Genomic DNA, 23,221 nt, shown 5'->3' on the forward strand with positions numbered 1-23,221 from the left:
TTATTTCAGTGTTATCAGTGCCAACAGCCACATTACCGCTACCCGTCAACTGTGCGGTGAGTAATCTGCTGGCATCAAGTGCGCCTTGCGAGGTTAAGGTTAATGTCTGACCAGAGATCAATGCTAATTTTGTCAGTACCGAGGTAAGGCTTAAGCCGCCTCCTACACCAGATAATGCGTAGTTATAGATGGCTTGCGCTACAGTGTTTGCGTTTTGAGTCACATTCACGGCGGTATCAGTGCCAATGCTATTGCCTAAGGTATCCCGTAATGTCAGCTGCGCGAGTTCTCCCGCCGACAACGTATTAACGCTGCTAATTAACCGAGATGAACTGCCGGTATCTTGATCAAGTAAATTCCCGCCGGTCGTGATGGTGGGATCGACTCTGACGGTACTGTTACTCGTTACCGCCAGCGTACCCGTACTTATTAAACTGCCGTTGACAAAACCAACAGTTCCGCCGTTGAGGGCAAAGTTACCTATCACCTGATTACCGCTATCAACCCCGACCGATGCACCGGTGGACGCGATAAACGAAGCATTGCGCAATGCGCTGGTATTATTGCCGTTCAGAGAAAAGTTACTGTTCCTCATATCAACCGTACCGGCAAATGCCGTGCCGGTGGTGCCGCCAAAATTGAACGTGTTATTGGCGTTATCGATATTCAATAGCCCGTTGCCGGTCAGCGCATTATTCGATGTTGCTACACCGTTCAAGTTTAACGTGCCGTTCAGCGCAATAGTTGTTGCACCCAGCTGATTACTGTTGCTGGCTGTCAGGGCTCCCCCCAGATTAATCTTCCAGTCGCCAGCAAAAGCATTGGCCTGATTTAGTGTTACGTTAGCGCCGTTATTAACGATAGCTGAACCATCACCACCAGCAACATGGCCTAGAGATGCATTCAGGGCGCTATTAAATGTGCTACCAAAAAGCAGCTCACTGCCGCCATCGATATTAATGACACCACTACCCACGTTAGTGCCAGAAACCAATGTTATATGGCTGCCAGTAAGATTGATATTAGCGAAACCTTGCAACGATGTGCTCGCAGCCAGAGCATCGGTTGAGGTATTGAAGTTTAAGGTGTTAGTACCAGAACCGGCATTCAAAGAACCTAAATAAGTGCTTCCTACCGTCATGTTATTGATGTTAAAAGTATCATTACCGGTACCCGTGGTAATGGATGACACTTGAGCACCGTTCTGGATAGTCACGTTATTGCTGCCATCACCCAGATTAATCGAACCGTTACTTTGTGACGTGCTGCCAAGAACCAAAGAGTCATTACCCGAACCGGTGGTTAATGTACCATTCAATATCCCATTGTTATTAATAGTCTTATCAGCAGTTCCGGCAAATATGACCGCACCATTCAGAGTACCGTTATTGTTTAATGTTTTCGCGCCGGTACCGGTGAAGTTGATGGCTGTCGCACCCGCTGCATTGATGTGGGTATTGGCCCCAATCGTGGTAATAGCAGTACCATCGGTTATCAGCAACCCAGTGCCACCGCTGTTAGTGACATTAATATTGAGATTTGCACCTGAGAAATCTACCCCACCGCCGCTGGCGTTTATTCCTGTACCCGCACCTGAAACATTTATATCTAATGCTGCCGGATTCAGTGCGCTCAGAGCCGTGTTAGTGGTGGCAATCCCGGTGCCAGTGCCGGTGACATTAATGGTATTGCGGCCATTAGCGCTACTGGCAAATGTCAGCCCCGCCAGCGTATCTAACGCCGTTCTGTTCGCGGTATTGAGTGTGACGTGGCTTAGCGTCAAATTGGTCGCAGCGGCTTTAGAAAAAGCAAGCCCTGTACCGCCCAGATTGATGATCAAATCAGCCAGAGCATGATTACCGGTGCCCGCGAAAGTTAAGCCATTTGCGGCGTTAGTGATATTGATAGTGCCGCCAACCATATTTAACAGCGCATTCGTCAGAACATTAATACCGGTTCCTGCGGTGGCATTAATTACACCGCCGCTATTATCAACATTAACGATTTGCGTTGAGCTAGAGGATAATGCAATCCCGGCGGTGGTGCTGTTAATGGTGCCTTTGTTCGCAACGTCGATAGTCGCGGTGCCGGTATTGGTCGCTGATATCCCGGTTACCGATGTAATGTTACCCGCGGCTTTATTTTCTAATAGGATCTTACCGCTACCGGCATGTGAGGCTGAAATACCCGCAGTAGCGGCATTAATAGCGGCACCAGAGCTGATATAAATCCCACTGGCATTGCCCGCATTTTTGGTCGCGACAATACCAGAGCCGGTCGCCTGTAAAATAGAACCACCGGCCAGGTTGTAAATCACATCTGTAGTACCCGCAGCACCATTATTGATACCCGCAGTATTCGTGGTGGCGTTATCAATCGCATTACCTGAAATAATACCGCCGCCAGTCGCCCGCGCCTGCAAGATAATTTTTGCGCCAGCACCGAACCCAGTTACAGCATCGTAACTGCCAATTTTCAAGCCTCTATTCGTATTGGTTCCACTGAAAACGTTCTGATTGGCAATGAGTTCGAAGGCAGAATTATCGGCAAAATCGTAGGCAAAGGCATTGGTACCTGTATTTGTCAGGTTTGCAGTTGACCCCGTTCTATCAATTTTGACATCCGCACCACTGAGGAAATCCATGGTTGAGGTATTACTTGCTCCGCTGGCGTTTTGGAAAGATATAGCTCCGCCTAAATGCGTGACATGAAACCGGCCGGTATACCTAAGTTTATTAACTTCACCAATTTCCTGGCCTCTATCGTTAACAACCACATCTGACAAGATATTGCCAAACGTCATCACACTGTTGGTAACCCCACCATTACCGCCCATAAAAATGAGCTGTGACGAGCCAAGATAGCCAATGTTGTCATAAACCACGTTGACCGCAGTACTGCCGCCCGTCAAATAGACCATACTGTAATAGTTAGCAGAATCAATTTTGGACATATTTTGGAGCGTTAATGTCCCAGTACCGGATGATACCGCCAAGCCATTGGTTACGGTATTGGCAACCGTCAAACCGTACAGGCCATTACCATCAATCACGACATTTTGACTCGCCATGTTGACGGTTAATACTTGGGTAAGCGCAATATCTGCACCCAGAATAATCTTATCGTAACTACCATTGGATAAGGCTGCTGAAAGACCGGCTTGGTCTGTGACCGTAATATCCAAGGCAAACGCTGAATGCATTCCAAAGAAACCGAAACTACCTATAGATATGGCTAAAAGATTTTTTCTGAAATTTTTCCAGATTGCATCTTGTTCAACGACGCTTGATTGCCCAGCATTAGTCAATGAATTGCCAGCACTTCTGGTTTTCACTATGCCTTTAGCCAACTCACTCACAACAATCCATGTGTTTAAGGTTGAGTTCCAAATTACTTTAAAAATTGCATTCATATATATACCTTCAATGGAGTCACATATTAATTAAAACGTTAATTATTAGCAAGATTAGCGCTATACAGATTTAGATAGCGAACCCAATGTTATTCACTAATCACTTAATGAATCGCGCCCCATTAAAAAAACGAGCTATCATTAATCATAGTGGCAAGTTGTACTGTCGGTGGATTTTTATATTAATCAATATGATAGCCATCTGAACACATTTAAATAATGATAAATAAGTATCAAAGCACCTCAATTAATTAAGTGGGATTTATACTCATTTATTAATATTAGACAAGATTTATCCGATGGTCGAATATCTTGAACTAATTAAATTAAACAGAATTAAAGACTACAAAAAACATAAAAAGAAAATAAAAAAACCAATAAAATAAGAAAGTAAACACAAAACACCTGAAACAGCAAGGATTGGCAGGCATATATCTTATTTCTTATTACAATCAAAAAAAGAACTCGCCTACAAGATGGTGGGATAAATCCTACAAAATGCGTTATGCAGTCTTAGCTTAATCTCTCATTATAAGAAACAAAGGAGGCACCGAAGCAAATACGGCATTTAGGATTTTTTGCAAAAAAACTAATGGTACTTTTATAGACTGAATGACCGTAATAACACAACGATAGCACCAACTGTACTTACCTGAGTCATGCGAAACTCATTAATTGTTAAAGACTAATATTATTAATCTTTAACTTTATTAATCTACTAGCCTACGAAACGATAATCATTACATTATTTTAATGTTTCGTATTTAGCCCATAAAAAAAACCAGCCGTTAAGCTGGTTTTTTATGGGCTAATATTCACTTATTTTTTTAATTTCAGTGTTGTCATGCAGGTTTGGCTTTCTGCGTGAGTCGCAAAGGGTGACGTAGCTGTCAGCCCTTGGTAAGTCACTTCAAGGGTTCCTTCAATATTGCGGGGCAACCACACGCCAATAAAACCGTTCTGATAGCTAGTGATCTTATCTTGCATAATGATTTGCCCAGTTTTATCAGTAATCTTCACATCGAAAGCCGCATTTGCCAGCTCGCCACGGCATCCAGACAAACTGTGATTAAAGCAAGGATGCGTTTGGTTCACATAGGGGGAAAATGACAAATAGAACTTATCGCCTAGCGGATAAGAGAATACCTGCTGCCCATCAGAGAGTTTTAATTCTGTGCCTGTGACTGATGCGGAATAAGCCAGAGGGCGCTCCTGCTTCGATTGATCGATGGTATCAACCATTTGTTCAGTCGTTTTTCCCACCAAGCCATGTTGAGTCAGGAATTCAGTTTCAGCAGCAGAGATGGGCTGCGCTGAGGCAAACTGGCTGAAGGTGGCTGCGGCCAGAGCAATAATTGCCAGCCGTGCCGCCGATGCGAATATCTTATTCATTGTGATGGTATCCTTTCGATAAGAGTAATAATGTCTATAGAAATAGGAATAATTACGCATAAATGTAAACCCTCCCCTTAGGGAAGGGTCAAAGACAGATTTGAATAGAAAGGTAAACCATTGTATAGAAATACATTTTATTGATCTAAATCAGATTAGAACCAAGCGATGCCCTCCAATCCTGATTAGTTAATGTCAGGATGTTGGGCCGTCAGATTCTTCCTTTTCTTCTCCAGATCCGCTATTTGTTGATCAATATCTTCAATATTCTGTTCGATATGGTCATGGTGCTCCTGCAGTATTTCTTTTGCTTCTGCCCGGTCAGATGCTGCTGGCGTAGCCCCTTTTAGTGGCCTGTTTGCCGTCTCTTTCATAAATATGCCGGTGACTAACCCAATCACTGCGACCACCATCAGATAATAAGCAGGCATATACAGATTCTGTGTGGTTTCAACTAACCATGCCGCAGCGGTGGGGGTCAACCCTGCCACCAGTACAGAGATATTGAAAGCAATAGCCAATGCACTGTAACGAATATGTGTTGGGAACATCGCGGGTAATATTGAGGCCATCACACCGGTAAAACAGTTCAGCAAAATTGCCAGAATTAGCAAACCACAAAATATCAGACCAATAATGCCGCTGTTAATCAGAATAAAGCTAGGAATAGCAAGTAGGAATAGCCCCACACTACCAACAATAACAAAAGGTTTTCGACCAAATCGATCACTCATTAGCCCCATAACCGGCTGAACAAATAACATACCCAACATAATGGCAAGAATGATCAATACGCCGTGATCTTCAGAGTAATGCAGGCTATGCGACAGATAGCTCGGCATATAGGTCAGTAGCATGTAATAGGTGACATTAGTGGCAATCACCATCCCCACACAGATAGTCAGATTCTTCCACTGGTTGGTTAAAATTTCGCGGAAAGAGACTTTCGGGGGCTGGGCAATATTATGGCGTGAATCACTATCAATTTGATCTATATGTTGCTGAAAGGTGGGAGTTTCTTCTAACGCATGACGCAAATAGATCCCAATTAATCCCAATGGGGCAGCAACGAAGAACGGAATACGCCAGCCCCATTCAAGGAAACTCGCTTCACCGAGAATACTGGAGATGAGCAGAACGACCCCAGCCCCAAGGACAAAACCAGCAATCGAACCGAAATCCAGCCAACTTCCCAGGAAGCCACGTTTTCTATCTGGTGAATACTCAGCTACAAATATTGCCGCGCCAGTATATTCACCGCCAACAGAAAAGCCCTGCGCTAGTTTAGCCAGTAACAGCAAGATGGGGGCCCAGATACCTATCGAGGCATAAGAGGGAATTAAACCAATACAGAAGGTGCTGACCGACATAATAATAATCGTGACCGACAAAACTTTTTGCCGCCCATACTTATCACCCAATGCGCCAAAGAATATACCGCCCAACGGCCTGACCAAAAAAGGAACGGAGAAGGTCGCCAGTGCTGCGATCATCTGAATACCAGGATCGGCTCCGGGGAAAAACACCTGGCCCAGTGCGAATGCGACGAAACCATACACACCAAAATCGAACCACTCCATCGCGTTACCCAACGCGGCTGCGGTGATTGCTTTCTTTAGTTTGGCATCATCAATGATAGTTATATCATTGATTTGCATTGGTTTAACACTCTTTCTTCGTAGTCCCATTTTCTCTTCCTTATGTGCTCAATAGCTCCACTGCATAAAGCTTAAAATGATGACGTGCAGTCATACCCGTAATACGTTCAAATTTAGTGAGATATTTACATGAATAGTTGTAATACGGGGAGGTGTGTAGACCAAACTGGCCTACAAACATTAGATATACTAACTGAAAACACTCAATAAATCATATTTACGTGGATAAACCCTGTAAAAAAATTCGCTATTTGCATGATTTTTATATTTAAATTCAGTTATATGTAAAATTAAAACAAACCCTGTTTCAGCCAGCATAAGTGCAGCTTAATATGAGATTTTCTGACATCACTCCCCTTAACCAGCACATGACCGAAATAGCGAAAATCTCGTAGTCGCCAACGAGTCTTTTATGTTCAGGGCTTAATTAAGATAGGGTTTCATCAAGGCAGGGATTAACCATACTCTGGTGCCACGTTAATGTTTTACGGACAAAAACGCCGATTACACCTAATGACCAAAATAATTAATTGAGGTAATAATCTGCGACCATCACCACAAGAGCCAGAGAGAAGGTGGCACTGCCAGGTAATTCAGCGCGTAACTCTGATGATATGATTGAAATCAATCGATATAAGTTTTTAAACTCGCCATAAATACGAAACTGAGTGTAATCATTTATACTTACATTTCAGACAGGATTGGCCGTCGTGGTGGTCATACCTTCAATCCTTATCGTATAGAAATCACTAGTTACTCGGTTATTTAGCCTAAGCTCAGATTATAACTAAACAGATCTATGGTAATTTATATGGCCTCAGAGTCTCACTAACTGCTGATTAAACAGAGACTAAGTCTATCCGGTGTATCAGCCCAATTATGCAAGCGCTAAGGGAATTCACGATGACCGACGCCAACCAGCCAGAAACAACGTCACGCGTGAGAAGGGAAAATCTTTTCTTTGCCAAACGGACGTTGCAGGCTATGGCCTTGCTGATTGGGATTACTATCATGATTGCCGCTATTGGCATTATCTTTATTGCTTCGCAATTAAACGAACAAGCACTATCACAAAGCCGCTTTTTAGTCGAAAAAGCTTGGCACATGCGTCAGGACGCGATAAAAGCCAGAATTAAAGATAATGCTTTTTGGGGCGACGCTTACCAGCACCTCTCTGTCACCGTCGATACTGACTGGGCCTATGTCAGCCAAAACCTGGGGCCATCACTTTATAAAGATTTTAGCTATGAAGGCGTTTTCGTTATTGATGGACGGGGCAATACCCGTTATTCCGTTATCAACGGGCAACTGGTACATACTGACCTGCAAAGTTGGCTAACCCAAGATATTACGCCATTAATTGACACGGCACGCCAGCGCACCTCGATGCAATATATCGCCACACAAACGCTTATGATTTCAGGCCAGCCAACCTTAATTGCCGCAGCGAAATTAACCACTGGAGGCGATCCGCGGGTACAGAATGTTGCTGGCACCGATTCCGTGCTGGTCTTTGTCGATATCCTGACGCAGCCTGAGCTGGGGGCATTGGGCGAAGGTTATGGCATCAATAACCTGCATGCCCAGCAAAACAACAACGAGACCTCGTCAGGTGCCTCAATACTGATTTCTTCCAGCGATAATCGTATTCAGCGTTTAGGTTGGGATCAGAACATGCCTGGCGCGCAACTGCTCCATCTTCTGTTACCCTTATTAGCGCTGATTGCCTTGATTCTTGGGCTGACCGGCTGGCGGGTTATCCGCCGCGCTATCGCTGAGGCTCAGGTCGCGGATGACAATAAAACGGCACTGACCGCCAGCGAAGAGCGTTTTCGCCATGTCGCAGAATCCGCCACTGACTGGTTATGGGAGACGGATACCGAGCTGCGTATCACCTATCTGTCACAGCGTTTTTTAATTATCACCGGGCTGAGTATCGAACATTGGATGGGGCGCAATCTCGACTCACTGTTAAATTGTGACATTATTCCGCTACGATCCTGGTTACAGCACACGCATCTGGCGGAATCCCGCAATGAACTGCAATGCACTTACTTTTCCGCCAAAGGCGACCGACGGATTTGCCGGATTTACGCTAAACCCATTATCAATAATGATGAAACTATCGGCTATCGTGGCACCGCATCGGATATCACCAGCGAAATAGAAGCGCAGGAACGTATCCAGCACCTTTCAATGCATGACGCGCTGACCGGTTTACCCAACCGAATTCGGATGAAAGAATTCCTTGAGAACAAACTGCGAAATCTGTCAGTGGCGCAACATCCGCTGGTAGTCCTAAATGTTGATCTGGATAAATTTAAACCAGTCAATGATACCTATGGTCATGTCACTGGCGATACCGTGCTACATCAGGTGTCCGAACGTTTAAGAAGCTGTTTACGTGATCAAGATATGGTCGCTCGCCACGGTGGGGATGAATTTGTTCTGATTATTACAGGTCTTTCATCAGTGAAAGAGATAGAACAGTTGTGCGCCAGAGTGATTACCCGCATCGAAGCGCCTTATGTGGTAGATGCTCAGGACATCTATATTGGTGCCAGTATTGGCATTGCGCTGGCACCTCAGGACTCCATACAGGCTGAGGAACTATTGCGTTTCGCCGATATCGCCATGTATGAAGCCAAGAGCAATGGCCGTAACTGCTGGAGCTTCTATTCCAGTGAGATGAACGAGCGTCTGATGCAACGCAGTGAATTGGAGCGTTTTTTGCGTCAGGCCGTAAAAAACCGTGAATTCAGTCTTTATTATCAGCCGCGCTATCGCATAGAAGGCATACAACTGACCGGAGCAGAAGCGCTGGTACGCTGGAATCATCCAGTGCTCGGGCTACTGATGCCAGACCAATTTATCGCATTAGCGGAAGAGACGGGTCTTATCACCTCAATAAGTGATTGGACCATGTTGCAGGCATGTAAAGATGCCATTACATGGCACCCTTCTTTGATTGTTTCAGTCAATATTTCTGCCGTTGAATTTAGGAGTCAACACCTGATAGAAAGGGTGCGTCAAGTATTACGACTGACCGGCTTACCCAGCCATCGATTGGAACTGGAAATAACGGAACGCATTATGATTGAAGATGCTGATGGCGCGTTCAAAATCATGACCGCTTTGAAAGCACTTGGTGTCCGTCTGGCAATGGATGATTTTGGTACTGGCTACTCTTCCCTTAATTATCTGCGCCGTTTCCCATTCGATGCACTGAAGATTGATAAAAGTTTTATCGATGAACTGGCCGAATCACACGAAGGTCAGTCAATTGTTGAAGGTATTATCAACCTCGGCCATGCACTCACCATGACGGTCACCGCCGAAGGTGTTGAAACAGCAGAACAACTCGGGTATCTGCGAAACTTAAAATGCGATGAAGTACAAGGCTACTTTCTCAGCAAACCGATGCAATTAGATGATTTATCAGCACTTATGCTCAACGAACGCTACAAATAAAATACCGTTCAGCCCCTCATCTCATTGGCAAAAGAAGCAGAACGGGGGTATATATTTAAGGCGTTGGCTGGCTTTTTGCTTTGAAATTAACAATATCGTAAACCAACGTATCCATTGTACTTCTCACTTCATCAGCCGTAATCGGCTCACCGCTGTTACTGACATCCTTACCGTAAGCCTTGCGCACGACAACAATCACCGGTTTACCGGTATTGGAATCGATAACCTGAACTTCTAAATAAAGTGCCGTCTTTTGTGTGCGATTACCCGTGGCAGCCATCGTGCCAGCAACAACTGCGGCGATGGGGACCATTTCATAAACTTCCAGGTCTTTATCTTCGGCAGAAACTGCGGTAATAGCGGCTCGGACAATCAGTATATTGCGCTTCTTAGGTGAACTGACTAACGGTAATTGTTCACTAACGGCTTCTTTAAGTCGTTTATTGGCGTAAGCTAATATTTGATCTAGCGTTTTCTGGCTTACACGGGGTGTCGGTGTCGGGCCGGGGAAATAAACCAGCGGTTTATAATAAACCCCGGTATATTTGGCGACATTAAAATCAGGCGAAATCCAACGGAGCACCGGCTGACCACTGGCTGACGTCGTTTCTTGTAATTTACTGTAATCAGACAGAAAACCCGAAAACTGCGCGTTAGTTGTTACATTTGACGCACATCCTGCAACTAATATCCCGACGGCGAACAGTGCTGCTATCTTATAACTACTCACTCTAGCCATTAGATTTTCCTATTTATTAGATAATAAAAACGGGGATGTAGAAAACACCGAGAATACCTAAACGCAAAATAGAGCAATAAACGTGCTCTATTTTAAGCGTAAACGATGTAAAAACATTTGCTGAATATAATATTGAAAGAGTAATAGCCTCTGGCAGAAGCCATTAAACATATTTGCTGCGGCTTCAACAACGAAGGTTATACAGACCATCCAGAAAGGCGGGAATAAAGCTCCCCGGCCCGGCAACCTGCTGCGCTACCTGCCCACCAACCTGTGACATCAGCCAGCAGGCGGTGGCAACATGATGCAAGCGATCTCCCTCCAACGCACAAAATGCCGCCACAACGGCAGAAAGTGCGCAACCGGTACCGACCACCCGTGTCATTAACTTATCGCCACCACTCACAGCAAAAACACGTTCGCCATCAGTGATATAATCTACCGCACCGGTAACCGCGACTATCGCCCTGGTTTGCTGTGCTAATTGGCGGGCCGCTGGCAGTGCTGCCCGTGAGTCATCCAGGCTATCAACCCCGCGCCCCATAGCTGTCAGGCCGCTGAGAGCCATGATTTCCGAGGCATTACCGCGTATCGCTGCCGGTTTCAGCACGAGTAAATGGTGGGCAAAATCAGTGCGATAGCTCAATCCACCGACCGCCACGGGGTCCAGCACCCACGGCGTTGCTGATTGATTGGCAGCCGTAATCGCCGCCAGCATGGATTCGGCCCGTGCCCGATACAATGTACCAATATTGATCAGTAAACTGTCAGCCGCAGCACTGAATTGTGCCGCCTCTTGTGCCTCAACCACCATTGCCGGGAAAGCCCCCAATGCCAGCAATACGTTAGCGGTAAACGATTGCACCACCTCGTTAGTCAGGCAATGAACCAACGGTGGCATGAGGTAAAATTGCTGTAAACCGGCTTCGGCCAGTGCATCAGGGAACGGTGTGATTGAAATGTCAGAGTGAGTGGTGTTCATGATATCCCCACCAGCAAACAAGAAGGGGTACCGTTGCTTATGAACTCAACAAGGATACCGCGACTTCCCTCCGCTGGTATAATCCAGATCAGGTAATACGGGTAAGATCTCAGCCATTGCGTTATTTAGCGCCAGGCACCCCGAGTCAACGAGCTTTATTATTAACACAATTAGCAGTAATCAAACACCCTTAGGCATAATCAGCACTTATCGCATTTTGACGCAGCCGCTATCAGTGCCTGCCCCAGTGCCAAGCCACCATCACCAGCAGGCAGGCGCTGGGGCATCAATAGCTGGAAGTCGTGCAATTGTTCGCTAAGTAATTCACGTAGCAATCGGTTATGCAGCACGCCGCCAGAAAATGCAATAGTTTCAATGCCAAAGCGCTGTGCTGCCTGTCGCGCCAAATTAGCAAACCCCTGTGCCAGAGCAAAATGAAAGGCATAAGCTCGCTCTGCTGGAGTCGCATCATAAGCCAGCCATTGCTGCCAAAAGGTGGCTAAGTCCAATTGATTATCGCGCAGCGGCATAGTAACGGGTGGAACTGTTCTGGAACTTTGCCATGCCAGAGCCTCCAACAGGCAAGCAGCTTCTCCCTCCCAACTTATTGACGGCGGTGCAATATTCAGCGCAGCGGCCACGGCATCAAATAACCGCCCCGTTGAGGAGGCCAGCGGTGAATTAATCCCGCGCTCAATAGCCCGTACCAGTACCCTCCCCTGCGACTGAAGGATAGCCGCACTCTCAGGCAAGTTTTGCCAATTCGGGACAAAGCGCTGTAACTGAGCCAGTAAATTACGCCACGGCTGGCGCGAGGCCAGATCCCCACCGGGTAAAGCCACCGCAGGCAGGCCACCAATATATTCACACGTCTTATAATCTACTCGCAAGCATTCGCCGCCCCACAGTTGCCCATTCGCGCCATAGCCCAGCCCGTCCAGCGCCAGGCCGATCACCTCTCCAGCTTGACGCGGCCAACCATGTTCTGCCAGGCAAGCCGCCAAATGCGCATGATGATGCAGCACTTCCATGCAGGGAATATTGCGCTGTGCCGCCCACTCTCGGCCAAATTGGTGACTGACATAAGCGGGGTGCGCATCCACCACCACCGCCTGCGGGGTAAAATGATAAATATCGCAAAACAGCGCGAGTAACTGCTGCTGTTGCTGCGCAATATCGCGATCGTCCAGATCACCCAAATGCTGACTTAGTACCGCATTGCTGTCTCGCAGCAAGCAAAAGGTATTTTTCATATCGGCCCCCAGCGCCAAAATAGCCGGTTGCTGGCTAAACCCTGGCGGCAACTCGAAAGCGTCTGGTACATAACCCCTCGCACGGCGCAGCATGTCAGCCCCGTGCGGCGTCAGGCGCACCAATGAGTCGTCTGCACGTTGCACGATTTCCCTGTCGTGCAGCAGCCAGTGGTCGGCAATTTCACTCAAGGCACTCAGGGCCTGTTGATTACTCAGAGCGGGCGGCTTACCTCTACCATTACCGGAGGTCATCACTAACGGGCGCGCCACCTGTTGCAGCAGCAAATGTTGCAGTGGGTTAGCCGGCAGCATCACGCCAATTTCGGGTAACTCGGGCGCAACCGCCGCACAAAGTGGGCTTTCCGGCTGTTTCGCCACCAGAACTATCGGGGCGGCCGGGCTGCGTAGCAAACCGAGCAACGCAGTATGATCAGCACTTGATACACAGCTTTGCAGCCAATCGGCATCCGGTAACATGACTGCCAGCGGCTTGGACGGCCGATGTTTGCGTTCACGCAAGCGGGCCACGGCGACAGCATTGGTGGCATCCACCGCCAGATGAAAACCACCCAGCCCTTTGACCGCCACAATGTCGCCCGCCAACAGCGCAACAGCGGCTTGCTCTAGTGCGGAGAAACCCTGAGCCATGGTCTGCCCATCAGCTCCTGTTAGCCACAGTTGCGGGCCACAATCCGCGCAAGCATTGGGCTGGGCATGAAAACGACGGTCTGCGGGATGGTCATATTCAGCCTGACAAGCCGCACACAGCGGGAACTTACTCATGGCAGTATAGGGGCGGTCATACGGCATGCGCTGGATAATAGTAAAACGTGGGCCGCAATGGGTGCAGTTGATAAAAGGATAATGGTAGCGGCGGTTGGTGGGGTTATTCATTTCACTCAAGCAAGCATCACAGGTCGCGGCATCCGGCACAATTTGGGTGTCCATCTGCCCAGCCCCGCTGTGCTGAATCACGAAATCCAGCGGCGGCCGTACCCAGTGGTATGGTGTGGTATCAATGCTATCAATGTGCGCCAATGGTGGGCAATCTTGTGGCAACACTTGCAAGAAATCTGCCACCGCCGGGGCTTGCCATAGGTGAACCGTCACCCCCGCACTGTCGTTACTAACATCCCCTTGCAGGCCAAAACGGTGGGCAAGTTGCCAGATATAAGGGCGAAAACCCACCCCTTGCACCTTGCCTTTTATCCGCAGACTGAGACCGTTTTTATCCACAAAAACTCCTTCGCAAGGCTGCCAGCAGCCTGTTTTATAGCTTGGAGATCGCGGGGCGACTGCACCGATGGGCGCTCCGGCAACTTACGTCGCTACGACCCATTCGGCACATTTCCCCGCTTATCAACTTGTTAATCGCCTGTCACTTCCATGACAAATGGGATCCCAAAAGCCATTGGAGTTGCAGGTAGGCAGCAAGTAAACAAATCCCGATGAGCTGACACAAGTCAGTAATTCGGGTGCGCGAACGCAGCTAACACCCCTGCGGCTTCCAAGACGTAATGTGATCCCAAAAGTCATTGGAGTTGCAGGTAGGCAGCAAGTAAGCAAATCCCGATGAGCTGACACAAGTCAGTGATTCGGGTGCGCGAACGCAGCTAACACCCCTGCGGCTTCAAGGACAAATGGGATTAGCATATACGGGGCAATGGCTCATCCAACGGCAAATCCAGTTTACGTGAAACGCCAAATGCGCCACATAACCGCACCTGTTTATTCTCGGTCACTTGCCCGATAACGGCGGCATCACGGCCGAGCGGGTGGCGCTGTAATTCAGCTAAAACAGCATCTTGCGCCTCAGGTGAGACCACCAGCACCAGCTTGCCCTCATTGGCAAAGTTGAGTGCATCCAGCCCCAGTAATTCACAAATGCCGCGTACCGCCGGTTTTAAGGGTAAATCCGCTTCGTTGATTTCCATGCCACAGCCGCTGGCGGCGGCAAATTCGTGCAGAATCGCCGTGACGCCACCACGAGTAGCATCACGCAGCGCCCGCACACCGCTAATATGGCGCAGTGGCGCAATCAACGGTGCCAGCAGCGCGCAATCACTGCTCAGCTCCGCCTCCAGCCCTATGCCTTCACGCAAATTCAAAATAGTTGCGCCATGATCGCCCAAGGTGCCACTGACCACGATCCGATCGCCCGCACGGATCATCGCGGTTCCCCACTGGATATCTGCTGGGATCACGCCGATGCCGGTGGTATTGATAAAGATCTTATCAGCCGCGCCGCGCTGAACCACTTTAGTGTCGCCGGTGACTATCTGAATGCCCGCTTGCTGTGCGGTGGCCGCCATTGAATGCACAATGCGCTCCAGAGAAGCCATCGGTAGCCCTTCTTCCAGAATAAAACCACAGGAAAGATAGCGCGGAGTCGCGCCACTCACCGCCACATCATTGGCCGTGCCGCACACCGCCAGTTTGCCGATGTCGCCGCCGGGGAAAAAAATAGGATCAATCACATAGCTATCGGTCGATATTGCCAGTCGATCCCCTTGGGCCACCAGATCCGCCAACGCAATACGCGCCTGATCTTCGCGCTCATTCAGTGCCGGGTTAGAAAATGCCGTCAAAAACAGCGATTCGATCAAGCTCTGCATTGCCCGCCCACCACTGCCGTGCGCCAGGGTAACCTCTTGTTTATTCATTTAGTTGTGACCTTATTTGTAGCGATGGTAGGCGGCGCAAGCCCCTTCGGAGGAAACCATCAGCGCCCCAAATGCATTATCTGGCGTGCATTCGCCACCAAACAGCGGGCATTGATCCGGTTTGCAACGCCCGGTCAGTACATCGCCGCAGCGGGATCGCGGATCATCGGCCACTTGCTGCTGCTGCGGGGTGAAACGCCGTTCAGCATCAAACGCCTGATAAGCCAGGCTAAGCTGTACACCGGAATCGGCGATTTCGCCCAAGCCACGCCACTCGCTGCGCTCTTTGGTTGCAAATACCTCGGCCAGCGCCTGTTGCGCTAGCAGGTTTCCGCTGTCAGGCACAATGCGCCGATATTGATTTTCCACCGCACAACGCCCACTGACCATCTGCTCCAGCAGCATCACCAGCCCCTGCAAAATATCCAGCGGCTCAAAGCCGGTGACCACCAGCGGTTTATTGAATTGGCTGCATATAAAGTCGTATGGTGTAGTGCCGATCACCATGCTGACATGGCCGGGTGCGAGGAAACCGTCAATGCGCACATCGGGTTGTTGTAGCAGGCTGCGCAAGGTAGGAATGATAGTGATGTGCTGGCAGAACACGGTGAAGTTGGTCAGCCCCAGCCGTTTGGCTTGTTGCAGTGTTAAGGCGGTAGCAGGCATGGTGGTTTCAAAACCGAGGCCGAAAAATACCACTTCGCGATCAGGATGGCGCTGTGCCAATGTCAGGGCATCCAGCGGCGAGTAAACCACACGAATATCTGCCCCACGCCGCTTGGCATCCAGCATTGAGCCATTACGCCCCGGCACCCGCATAGCGTCGCCGTAAGTGCAGAAAATCACCTGTGGGTGAGCGGCAATTTCCAAACAACTGTCGATACGGCCCATCGGCAATACACACACTGGGCAACCCGGCCCGTGAACAAATTCCAAACCGTCTGGCAGCAGTTGATCCAGACCAAATTTGAAGATCGCGTGCGTGTGACCGCCACACACTTCCATAATTTGCAGCGGCAAGCGTTGTTGATCGGCAAGCTGTGGCAGTAAGTTTTCGATCCGCTGTAATAATGCACTGACCAGTGCCGGATCGCGGAATTCATCAACGTAGCGCATCATTAGCCCCGCTGGCGACATCATCCAGATCCAGCCCAACGGCTTGCATATGGGCTAATGCCGCCAGTGTTTGCTGGGCTTCTTCTTCATCAAGCAAGCTCATAGCAAACCCGACATGCACCAATACCCATTGGCCGAGCAGGTCAGACGGTGACTCGTCGCACACCAACGCGATATTGATTTCACGTTTGACACCGCTCACTTCCACCCATGCCAGTTGATGGATATCTTCCCCCACCGCGACTATTTTGCCGGGTACGCCTAAGCACATCGCTGTGCCTCCAGCCATTCAAGCCACAACTCCATTCCCTCACCACTACTGGCTGACAGCGCAATCACCTGAATTTCAGGATTCACCTGACGGGCATAATTAATGCACTGCTCAATATCAAAATCCAGATAGGGCAGCAGGTCGATTTTATTGATAATCATCAGTGTGGAAGCGGCAAACATATGGGGATATTTCAGCGGCTTATCTTCGCCTTCCGTTACCGAAAGCACCGCCACTTTATGCCGCTCGCCAAGATCAAAGCTGGCCGGACACACCAAATTACCCACGTTCTCAATAAACAGCAGGCTGTCATTGCTGAGATTCAGGCGGTGCGCGGCATCATGCACCATCTGCGCATCCAGATGACAGCCTTTACCGGTATTGACCTGAATCGCCGGAACACCGGTGGCGCGAATGCGTTCGGCATCATGAGTCGTTTGCTGATCACCTTCAATCACCGCGCAAGGCACTTGCCCAGCCAGCAGCTGCAAAGTGGTGGTCAACAGCGTAGTTTTGCCCGAACCGGGGCTGGAAACCAAATTCAGCGCCAGAATATGTTGCTCGACAAAATGCTCACGGTTATGGCTGGCTAAATGGTTATTCTTGCTCAGCACATCTTGCTCGATTTGCAACAAACGGCGCTGCCCCATGCCCGGCGCATGGCTACCAGCTTCACCCTGCCCATAATGCAGCCCCAGCTTATCAGCATGAACTTGCGGGGTGAAAGGCTCGGCGGCGGGGGCGTCTGTGTCCTCGGGTTCAGTTGCCGCCATCGGTTCTGGCGCTTTGCCATGATAGTGATGGTGAACATCGCCCTGATGGTAATAGTAGTGGTGGTGAACAATCACCGGCTGCATCCCCTTGGCAACATATTTGTGTTTATGTTTATGCTGAATCTTTTGCGCCGGGGCATCACTTTCGTGATGATCATGGTGGTGGTCGTGGTGGTGATCATCATGTTGATGATTGTCGTCGCCCTCGATCGTTCTCTCGCCGCTGGCGCAACCACAAGTCGTACACATAGGAATTCACTCCTTCAGAATTATTCCACTTCTATCTGTTTCACCTGCAAATTGCTGCCACTCTCTACTTGCAGAGCATGGCTGCCGCAATGCGGGCACCCGGCATCATGCCGTTCAATGGCAACACTGTTACTGCACTCCCAACACCAGGCCACTGCGGGCAAGGTGCTGAGATGCAATTGGCAATTTTCTGCCAGTGTTTTGCGGCTGGCGGCCTCAAAACTGAAGCGTAAGGTGCTCTCTTCAATACAGGAGAGCGCGCCAATTTCCAGCCAGACCGCGGTTATTCGTTTGGCACCGTTAAGCCGCGCCTGTTTTTCAATCAGCTCCAGTGTGCTGAGGCACAAACTGATTTCATGCATGTTGATTCTTTATTTGGCTAACTTTGTTAAACAACGCCCGCCGCCGTGGGTTGGCGGGAGCATCGGCATCCACTACCGGCAGTGAGAGCGCCATACGCGCACTTTGCTCCGCCAGTTGTAACGCCTGCTCAGCACTGAGCGAGGTGTCCAGCGGTGACATCAATGAGCGGCTCAAATACTGGCCGCAACCGGCGATTTCGCTGACGGTAAAATCTATTTCGCTGACAATAAAACCAATGCTGCCGCAAGGAAGTGCCAGCATCAGGCGCTCCCCCACCGCACGACGTTGCCAGATCTGCTGCGGCCCTGGTAATACCACTAAACTCAGCATCCACGGGGTCAATAATGCGCCGATCCATTGCTGCTCAAATAACTGAAATCCGCAGGCGCGCAGCGCAATGTGGTCGCGATAAAAGGGCAAGCCGCGCATCTCATCGGCAGCCACCTGGCCGAAAACCTGTTCCAGCAATGCCGCTGGGTTTTGCTCATGACCGGCAATAACATCAAACATGACTTTCTTCTCGTGCCTTGAGGGTGATCCCACTGGCCTGTAATGCCGCCAGAATCTGTTCCAGTGCCGGTTCAATGGCCCGCGTGACTGTCGGCGTCAGGCCGATATTCGGTGCCAGTGATTCGGGCACAACCCCAACCAGAGTGAGCTGGCGCGGGAACTCATCAGTCAATTGCAGCGCCATCAGCACATCACATAACCCCAACTGATGCGGTGACACTTTGCGGCTAAACATCGCCGGGATCTCTTTATCGCGCAGTACCGTAACACTGCCCGGTGGTTGCCCGGTCAGCACCGCATCAGCCACAATCAAATGTTCGCGATTGGCCATCGCTTCCATCAGTTCCAGCCCAGCAGTGCCACCATCCAGCACGTCAAGCTCCGGTGGGATGTGAAAGCGCTGCTCCAGCGCTTCAACAATTCGCACACCGACAGCTTCATCGCTGAGTAACAAATTACCTATACCTAATACCAAAATCCCCATCACAGCACCTTGACTTTGGTCACTTCGTTGCCCGTTGTATCAACAATATGTACAGCACAGGACATACACGGGTCGAATGAGTGAATGGTTCGCACCACTTCGAGCGGTTTGGCCGGATCTGCAACCGGTGTCCCCACCAGCGCTTGCTCGTATGGCCCCGGTTCATCGTTATAATTGCGTGGGCCAGCGTTCCAGGTTGATGGCACCACCGCCTGATAGTTGGCGATTTTGCCATCCTTGATAACCACCCAGTGCGACAACATGCCGCGCGGCGCTTCTTCAAAGCCCACACCGCGAATTTCGCCGGTTAACGGAATATCCGGCTTGATAAAGGTTTCGACATCACCAGTACCAATATTGGTCACCAGCGCGGTCCATTGCTGGGCCAGGGTTTCATGCAGCACACAGCAATGCACCGCACGGCCAATAATACGCCCCAGAGTCGAGGGTAACTGTTCGGCGGTAATGGCCTGCCCGCTCAGTTTTTGGTAAGCCGCACCGATGTCAGTGAAATGCTGTTTAGTCAGTGTGTGTCCGGCGGCCAGCCCGCACATCAGCCACGCCAGCGGCCCCACTTCCACGGTTTTGCCGTAGAAAGTGGGCGCTTTTACCCACGAATATTTGCCGTCTTCCTGCCAGCCGGTGTAATTCGGGTTGGTTTTCCCCTCCCACGGGGCCAGCGGTTCGTCATCCTGATACCAGGCGTGTTTGCCGCTCTCGGCAATGCCTTCTATCAAATACGGATCGTTGTGATTGGTAATCGGGCGGAAGGTGCCATTTTCCAGATAACCGCCCGGCAGCAGGAAGGTTTCCCCTTTACGATCGGTTGGCAGCTCCGGCACGCTAAGGTAGTCATCCGCCCCTTTGCCCAGATTGAGCCAGTTCGGATAGTGAGCGGCGATCACCGCGGTATCGACCTTATAAACCTGCTCAATAAAGCTGCCCAGCCGGTCAATAAAGGATTTCACCAACATCAGGCGTTCCAGATTGAGCACACTTGGCATATCCAGATTAATGGGGTTGGCAACCCCGCCCACTGCCAGATTCTGAATATGCGGTGTTTTACCACCGAGCACCGCCACTATACGGTTGGCATCACGCTGGCACTCCAGCGCTTGCAGATAATGTGCCACCGCAATCAAATTGACCTCTGGCGGCAATGCCATCGCCGGATGGCCCCAATAGCCGTTGGCAAAAATACCTAACTGCCCGCTGGCGACCAAATCTTTGATTTTCTGCTGCACGCGGGTGAACTCTTCAGCACTGTTCAACGGCCAACTGGACAACCCACTCAGCATCGCGGCCGCCTTTTGCGGTGAGGCTTGCAGCGCCGAGGTGATATCCACCCAATCCAGTGCCGAGAGTTGATAGAAATGGACGATATGGTCATGAATACTGTGCGCGGCCAGAATCAAGTTACGGATATGCTGCGCATTGACTGGCACTTCCATCCCTAGTGCGTTTTCCACCGCCCGCACCGAAGCAATGGCATGAATGGTGGTACAGACGCCGCAAATGCGCTGCACAATCATCCAGGCATCGCGCGGATCATTGCCTTGTAAAATTTCTTCCATGCCACGCCACATGGTGCCGGAGGACCAGGCTTTAATGACTTTGCCGTCCTCAATTTCGCAGTCGATCCGCAGGTGCCCCTCAATACGGGTGACGGGATCAATGGTGATGCGTTGGCTCATGCTTTACCTCTGTCTGATTATTCTTATGTAACTGTCCGTGAGCAGGCAGCACCGGCAACAGTCGAATCAATAAAATGTAGGCACAGACCTCAATGGCAACGAAGCCGATGGAGATCAGGATTTCACTGGTGGTAGGGAAGTAGTTGTAGCCGCCGCCGGGTTGAAGGCCAAGAGTGAGTAATTGAGCCGCCACAGTGCCCCACCACTTATCATGCAAAGCGCCCCGATAAACAGTAAGCGGCTATCTTCTCTGGCCCGCCGAATACGGAAGATCAGTAGTGGCAAGGCCATCAGGACAATTTCAGCCCAGAAAGCAATGGCATAGCGGTCAAAATGCCACAGGTATTCCGTCTTATGGCGCACCATAACTTCACCGAGACGAAGCACGATAAACAGCAGTAAAAAGACGTCGATGATGGTGGTTAATCGTGTGAATAATGGCGCTTCATTGGCTCCCCGTCCCCGTAATCCGGCCTGTACCAGCGAGCCTTCGAAAATAACAATCGAGAAGCCCAAAATGGCGGCGGTCAGTAGGGAGAACAGCGGCAACATCTCGTAGCTTTGCCATAACGGATGGATCTTGGCACCGGCGGCGATCATTAATGATCCCATTGAAGACTGGTGCATGGTCGGCAACAGCGCACCGAGCGCGATCACAAGAAACATCACTTTGTTCAGCCGCTTGAGCGAAACTTTCCAGCCCAAGCGTTCAAACAGCGCCGGAGCAAACTCCACTGCCATCACACCGATATAAATGGTCATACAGACGGCGGTTTCGAATAGCACCGAATTGACGTTGAAATGGCCGGGAATAAAGAAGTAAGGCAAGTTCCAGTAACGGCCCACGTCAATGGTGATGGAAAGCCCACCGAGCGCGTAACCAAACAAACTGGCCAGCAGCGCCGGGCGCACCAGCGGGTGATATTCGCCTCGGTTGAACACGTAAACCGCCCAGGCCAATGCCCAGCCGCCGCACGCCAAACCGGTGCCGACCAGTAAGTCGAAAGCAATCCAGATCCCCCACGGGAAGCCGCCATTCAAGTCACTGACTGACCCCAAGCCCAGCACCAAACGTTTGACAATCAACAGCGCGCACAGCACCACAAAAGGCGCTAACAGCATCACCGGCCAACTGACCAGCCGCCCACCCAGTGGGCTGGATTTATGCATCGTCATCATGGCCGTCCTTTTTATCGTGCTTGTCAGCATCACTGCCTTTGCGCTCATCACGGGTATTGCGATGCACCAACGCGGTAACCCCCGCCAAGACCGCCAGCGGTAGGATCATGCCTTTGTACAAGGTGTGTTGGACATGCTCAGAACGCGCGCCAGTCGCCAGTTCTGCCAGAGGGGGCAAATCAAGTTTCTCGGTCGGAATGCCAGCCAGCACCAATACCTGAGTGCCACCGCCCTCTTTTTCGCCATAAACATGCGGGTCATAGTGGGCAACCGGATGCTCGTAGGTGTCGTTGGCGCTGAGTGTTTGGCGCGGGAAGCGATAATTCTCGCCCGGTTTCAACGTCAGCCGCCGTTGTGCTTCTGACAGCAATTCTTCGCGGGTGCCGAATATCACCGCTCCAGTCGGGCAGACCTCGACACAACCGGGTAAGCCGCCTTTATCAAGCCGCTCGACGCCCTTCTGGTTGCATAATTCACATTTATGAATCTTGCCAAACGGGTTGTGATAATCGTATTTCGGCACATTGAACGGGCAGCCGACCATGCAGTAGCGGCAACCGGTGCAGACATCCGGGTCATAGTGAACAATGCCGGTTTTAGCATCTTTGCGCAGCGCACTAACCGGGCAGACGGAAACACAGTTAGGATCAACACAGTGCATGCATTGCTTTTTGATATAAGCGTAGCCATCTTCCAATTGATCTTTATGAATGCCCGCGCCGCTGGTCCATACCTGAATGATATTGTTGGTGTAGGGGCTGAGTTTGTCGTTGTCTGACCAAAGGGCCTCGCCACTGGCATAGCTTTTACCCTGCTCAAACAATTCACTATGATTGACCTGCTGACATTTGCTCACACAGGCCTGACAGCCCACACATAATGTCGAGTCATACAACATGCCCAGCGCGCCGGGGATCGGTGGTCGATTTTGTACCTCAGCTTTGCTGCTGGGGGAAAGCCCCGCCAACAGCACGCCGCCGGAGGCTAGTTTGAAAAAGTGACGTCGGTTCAC

The 23,221-nt window shown here is 50.1% G+C and carries 16 protein-coding genes, 1 pseudogene and 1 riboswitch; of the genes and pseudogenes, 1 reads left to right on the forward strand and 16 read right to left on the reverse strand.

All coding sequences use genetic code 11. From position 1 onward, the window contains the following. From YALDO0001_RS10775 to proP, 3 genes are all read right to left on the reverse strand, one after another. Window positions 1–3,412: autotransporter outer membrane beta-barrel domain-containing protein (locus YALDO0001_RS10775; protein WP_042839795.1), on the reverse strand; the 3,412-nt coding region annotated here is incomplete at its 3' end. An 819-nt stretch (window positions 3,413–4,231) separates the two neighbouring features. After that, window positions 4,232–4,804 (reverse strand): copper-binding periplasmic metallochaperone CueP, encoded by a 573-nt coding sequence (gene cueP / locus YALDO0001_RS10780; RefSeq protein WP_004702990.1) that lies wholly within the window; start codon window positions 4,802–4,804, stop codon window positions 4,232–4,234. A 185-nt stretch (window positions 4,805–4,989) separates the two neighbouring features. Beyond that, window positions 4,990–6,492, reverse strand: coding sequence for a glycine betaine/L-proline transporter ProP (gene proP / locus YALDO0001_RS10785; RefSeq protein WP_042839797.1), 1,503 nt, complete (start codon window positions 6,490–6,492; stop codon window positions 4,990–4,992). Window positions 6,493–7,365: 873 nt separating this feature from the next. Here proP and YALDO0001_RS10790 point away from each other — a divergent pair. After that, on the forward strand, window positions 7,366–9,933 hold the full coding sequence (locus YALDO0001_RS10790; RefSeq protein WP_004702995.1) for a bifunctional diguanylate cyclase/phosphodiesterase: 2,568 nt from the start codon (window positions 7,366–7,368) through the stop codon (window positions 9,931–9,933). 55 nt (window positions 9,934–9,988) lie between these two features. Here YALDO0001_RS10790 and YALDO0001_RS10795 read toward each other — a convergent pair whose 3' ends face one another. From YALDO0001_RS10795 to hybA, 13 genes and pseudogenes are all read right to left on the reverse strand, one after another. Further along, window positions 9,989–10,672, reverse strand: a complete 684-nt coding sequence (locus YALDO0001_RS10795; RefSeq protein ID WP_042546944.1) for a DUF3313 domain-containing protein — start codon at window positions 10,670–10,672, stop codon at window positions 9,989–9,991. A 184-nt stretch (window positions 10,673–10,856) separates the two neighbouring features. Further along, the gene (gene thiM, locus YALDO0001_RS10800) at window positions 10,857–11,627 is read right to left on the reverse strand and encodes a hydroxyethylthiazole kinase (protein WP_042839830.1); all 771 of its coding nucleotides are present in this window, start codon (window positions 11,625–11,627) and stop codon (window positions 10,857–10,859) included. Between the two features lie 75 nt (window positions 11,628–11,702). After that, a riboswitch (TPP riboswitch) is annotated at window positions 11,703–11,807 on the reverse strand. Between the two features lie 47 nt (window positions 11,808–11,854). Then, window positions 11,855–14,143: a carbamoyltransferase HypF gene (gene hypF / locus YALDO0001_RS10805; RefSeq protein WP_004703000.1), complete on the reverse strand. Its 2,289-nt coding sequence runs from the start codon at window positions 14,141–14,143 to the stop codon at window positions 11,855–11,857. 410 nt (window positions 14,144–14,553) lie between these two features. Further along, window positions 14,554–15,570 (reverse strand): hydrogenase expression/formation protein HypE, encoded by a 1,017-nt coding sequence (gene hypE / locus YALDO0001_RS10810; protein ID WP_004703002.1) that lies wholly within the window; start codon window positions 15,568–15,570, stop codon window positions 14,554–14,556. Window positions 15,571–15,582: 12 nt separating this feature from the next. Next, window positions 15,583–16,686, reverse strand: coding sequence for a hydrogenase formation protein HypD (hypD, locus tag YALDO0001_RS10815; RefSeq protein WP_042839798.1), 1,104 nt, complete (start codon window positions 16,684–16,686; stop codon window positions 15,583–15,585). Further along, the gene (gene hybG / locus YALDO0001_RS10820) at window positions 16,673–16,957 is read right to left on the reverse strand and encodes a hydrogenase maturation factor HybG (protein ID WP_042839800.1); all 285 of its coding nucleotides are present in this window, start codon (window positions 16,955–16,957) and stop codon (window positions 16,673–16,675) included. The genes hypD and hybG overlap by 14 nt, the downstream gene beginning before the upstream one ends. Further along, a complete protein-coding gene (gene hypB, locus YALDO0001_RS10825) occupies window positions 16,948–17,979 on the reverse strand; it encodes a hydrogenase nickel incorporation protein HypB (RefSeq protein WP_042839802.1) in 1,032 nt (343 codons plus the stop codon). Before hypB ends, hybG begins: the two co-directional genes overlap by 10 nt. A gap of 20 nt (window positions 17,980–17,999) precedes the next feature. Next, entirely contained in the window at window positions 18,000–18,341 is a 342-nt protein-coding gene (gene hypA / locus YALDO0001_RS10830) for a hydrogenase maturation nickel metallochaperone HypA (protein WP_042839803.1), read from the reverse strand. After that, on the reverse strand, window positions 18,334–18,852 hold the full coding sequence (gene hybE, locus YALDO0001_RS10835) for a hydrogenase-2 assembly chaperone (protein ID WP_042839805.1): 519 nt from the start codon (window positions 18,850–18,852) through the stop codon (window positions 18,334–18,336). The genes hypA and hybE overlap by 8 nt, the downstream gene beginning before the upstream one ends. Beyond that, window positions 18,845–19,336, reverse strand: coding sequence for a HyaD/HybD family hydrogenase maturation endopeptidase (locus YALDO0001_RS10840; RefSeq protein ID WP_042839806.1), 492 nt, complete (start codon window positions 19,334–19,336; stop codon window positions 18,845–18,847). The genes hybE and YALDO0001_RS10840 overlap by 8 nt, the downstream gene beginning before the upstream one ends. Then, a complete protein-coding gene (gene hybC / locus YALDO0001_RS10845; protein WP_004703021.1) occupies window positions 19,336–21,030 on the reverse strand; it encodes a hydrogenase 2 large subunit in 1,695 nt (564 codons plus the stop codon). The genes YALDO0001_RS10840 and hybC overlap by 1 nt, the downstream gene beginning before the upstream one ends. Beyond that, window positions 21,008–22,206 (reverse strand): annotated as a pseudogene (hybB, locus tag YALDO0001_RS10850) (Ni/Fe-hydrogenase cytochrome b subunit). The gene hybC and the pseudogene hybB overlap by 23 nt, the downstream one beginning before the upstream one ends. Continuing rightward, entirely contained in the window at window positions 22,193–23,221 is a 1,029-nt protein-coding gene (gene hybA, locus YALDO0001_RS10855; protein WP_042839808.1) for a hydrogenase 2 operon protein HybA, read from the reverse strand. The pseudogene hybB and the gene hybA overlap by 14 nt, the downstream one beginning before the upstream one ends.

The sequence above is a fragment of the Yersinia aldovae ATCC 35236 genome (assembly GCF_000173735.1).
Classification (GTDB): Bacteria; Pseudomonadota; Gammaproteobacteria; order Enterobacterales; family Enterobacteriaceae; genus Yersinia; species Yersinia aldovae.

Bases quoted from the DNA above. Each gene is read 5' to 3' on its own strand.
- cueP (WP_004702990.1), bottom strand. From the start codon at position 4,804: ATGAATAAGATATTCGCATCGGCGGCACGGCTGGCAATTATTGCTCTG.
- proP (WP_042839797.1), bottom strand. From the start codon at position 6,492: ATGGGACTACGAAGAAAGAGTGTTAAACCAATGCAAATCAATGATATA.
- YALDO0001_RS10790 (WP_004702995.1), top strand. From the start codon at position 7,366: ATGACCGACGCCAACCAGCCAGAAACAACGTCACGCGTGAGAAGGGAA.
- YALDO0001_RS10795 (WP_042546944.1), bottom strand. From the start codon at position 10,672: ATGGCTAGAGTGAGTAGTTATAAGATAGCAGCACTGTTCGCCGTCGGG.
- hypE (WP_004703002.1), bottom strand. From the start codon at position 15,570: ATGAATAAACAAGAGGTTACCCTGGCGCACGGCAGTGGTGGGCGGGCA.
- hypD (WP_042839798.1), bottom strand. From the start codon at position 16,686: ATGCGCTACGTTGATGAATTCCGCGATCCGGCACTGGTCAGTGCATTA.
- hybG (WP_042839800.1), bottom strand. From the start codon at position 16,957: ATGTGCTTAGGCGTACCCGGCAAAATAGTCGCGGTGGGGGAAGATATC.
- hypB (WP_042839802.1), bottom strand. From the start codon at position 17,979: ATGTGTACGACTTGTGGTTGCGCCAGCGGCGAGAGAACGATCGAGGGC.
- hypA (WP_042839803.1), bottom strand. From the start codon at position 18,341: ATGCATGAAATCAGTTTGTGCCTCAGCACACTGGAGCTGATTGAAAAA.
- hybE (WP_042839805.1), bottom strand. From the start codon at position 18,852: ATGTTTGATGTTATTGCCGGTCATGAGCAAAACCCAGCGGCATTGCTG.
- YALDO0001_RS10840 (WP_042839806.1), bottom strand. From the start codon at position 19,336: ATGGGGATTTTGGTATTAGGTATAGGTAATTTGTTACTCAGCGATGAA.
- hybC (WP_004703021.1), bottom strand. From the start codon at position 21,030: ATGAGCCAACGCATCACCATTGATCCCGTCACCCGTATTGAGGGGCAC.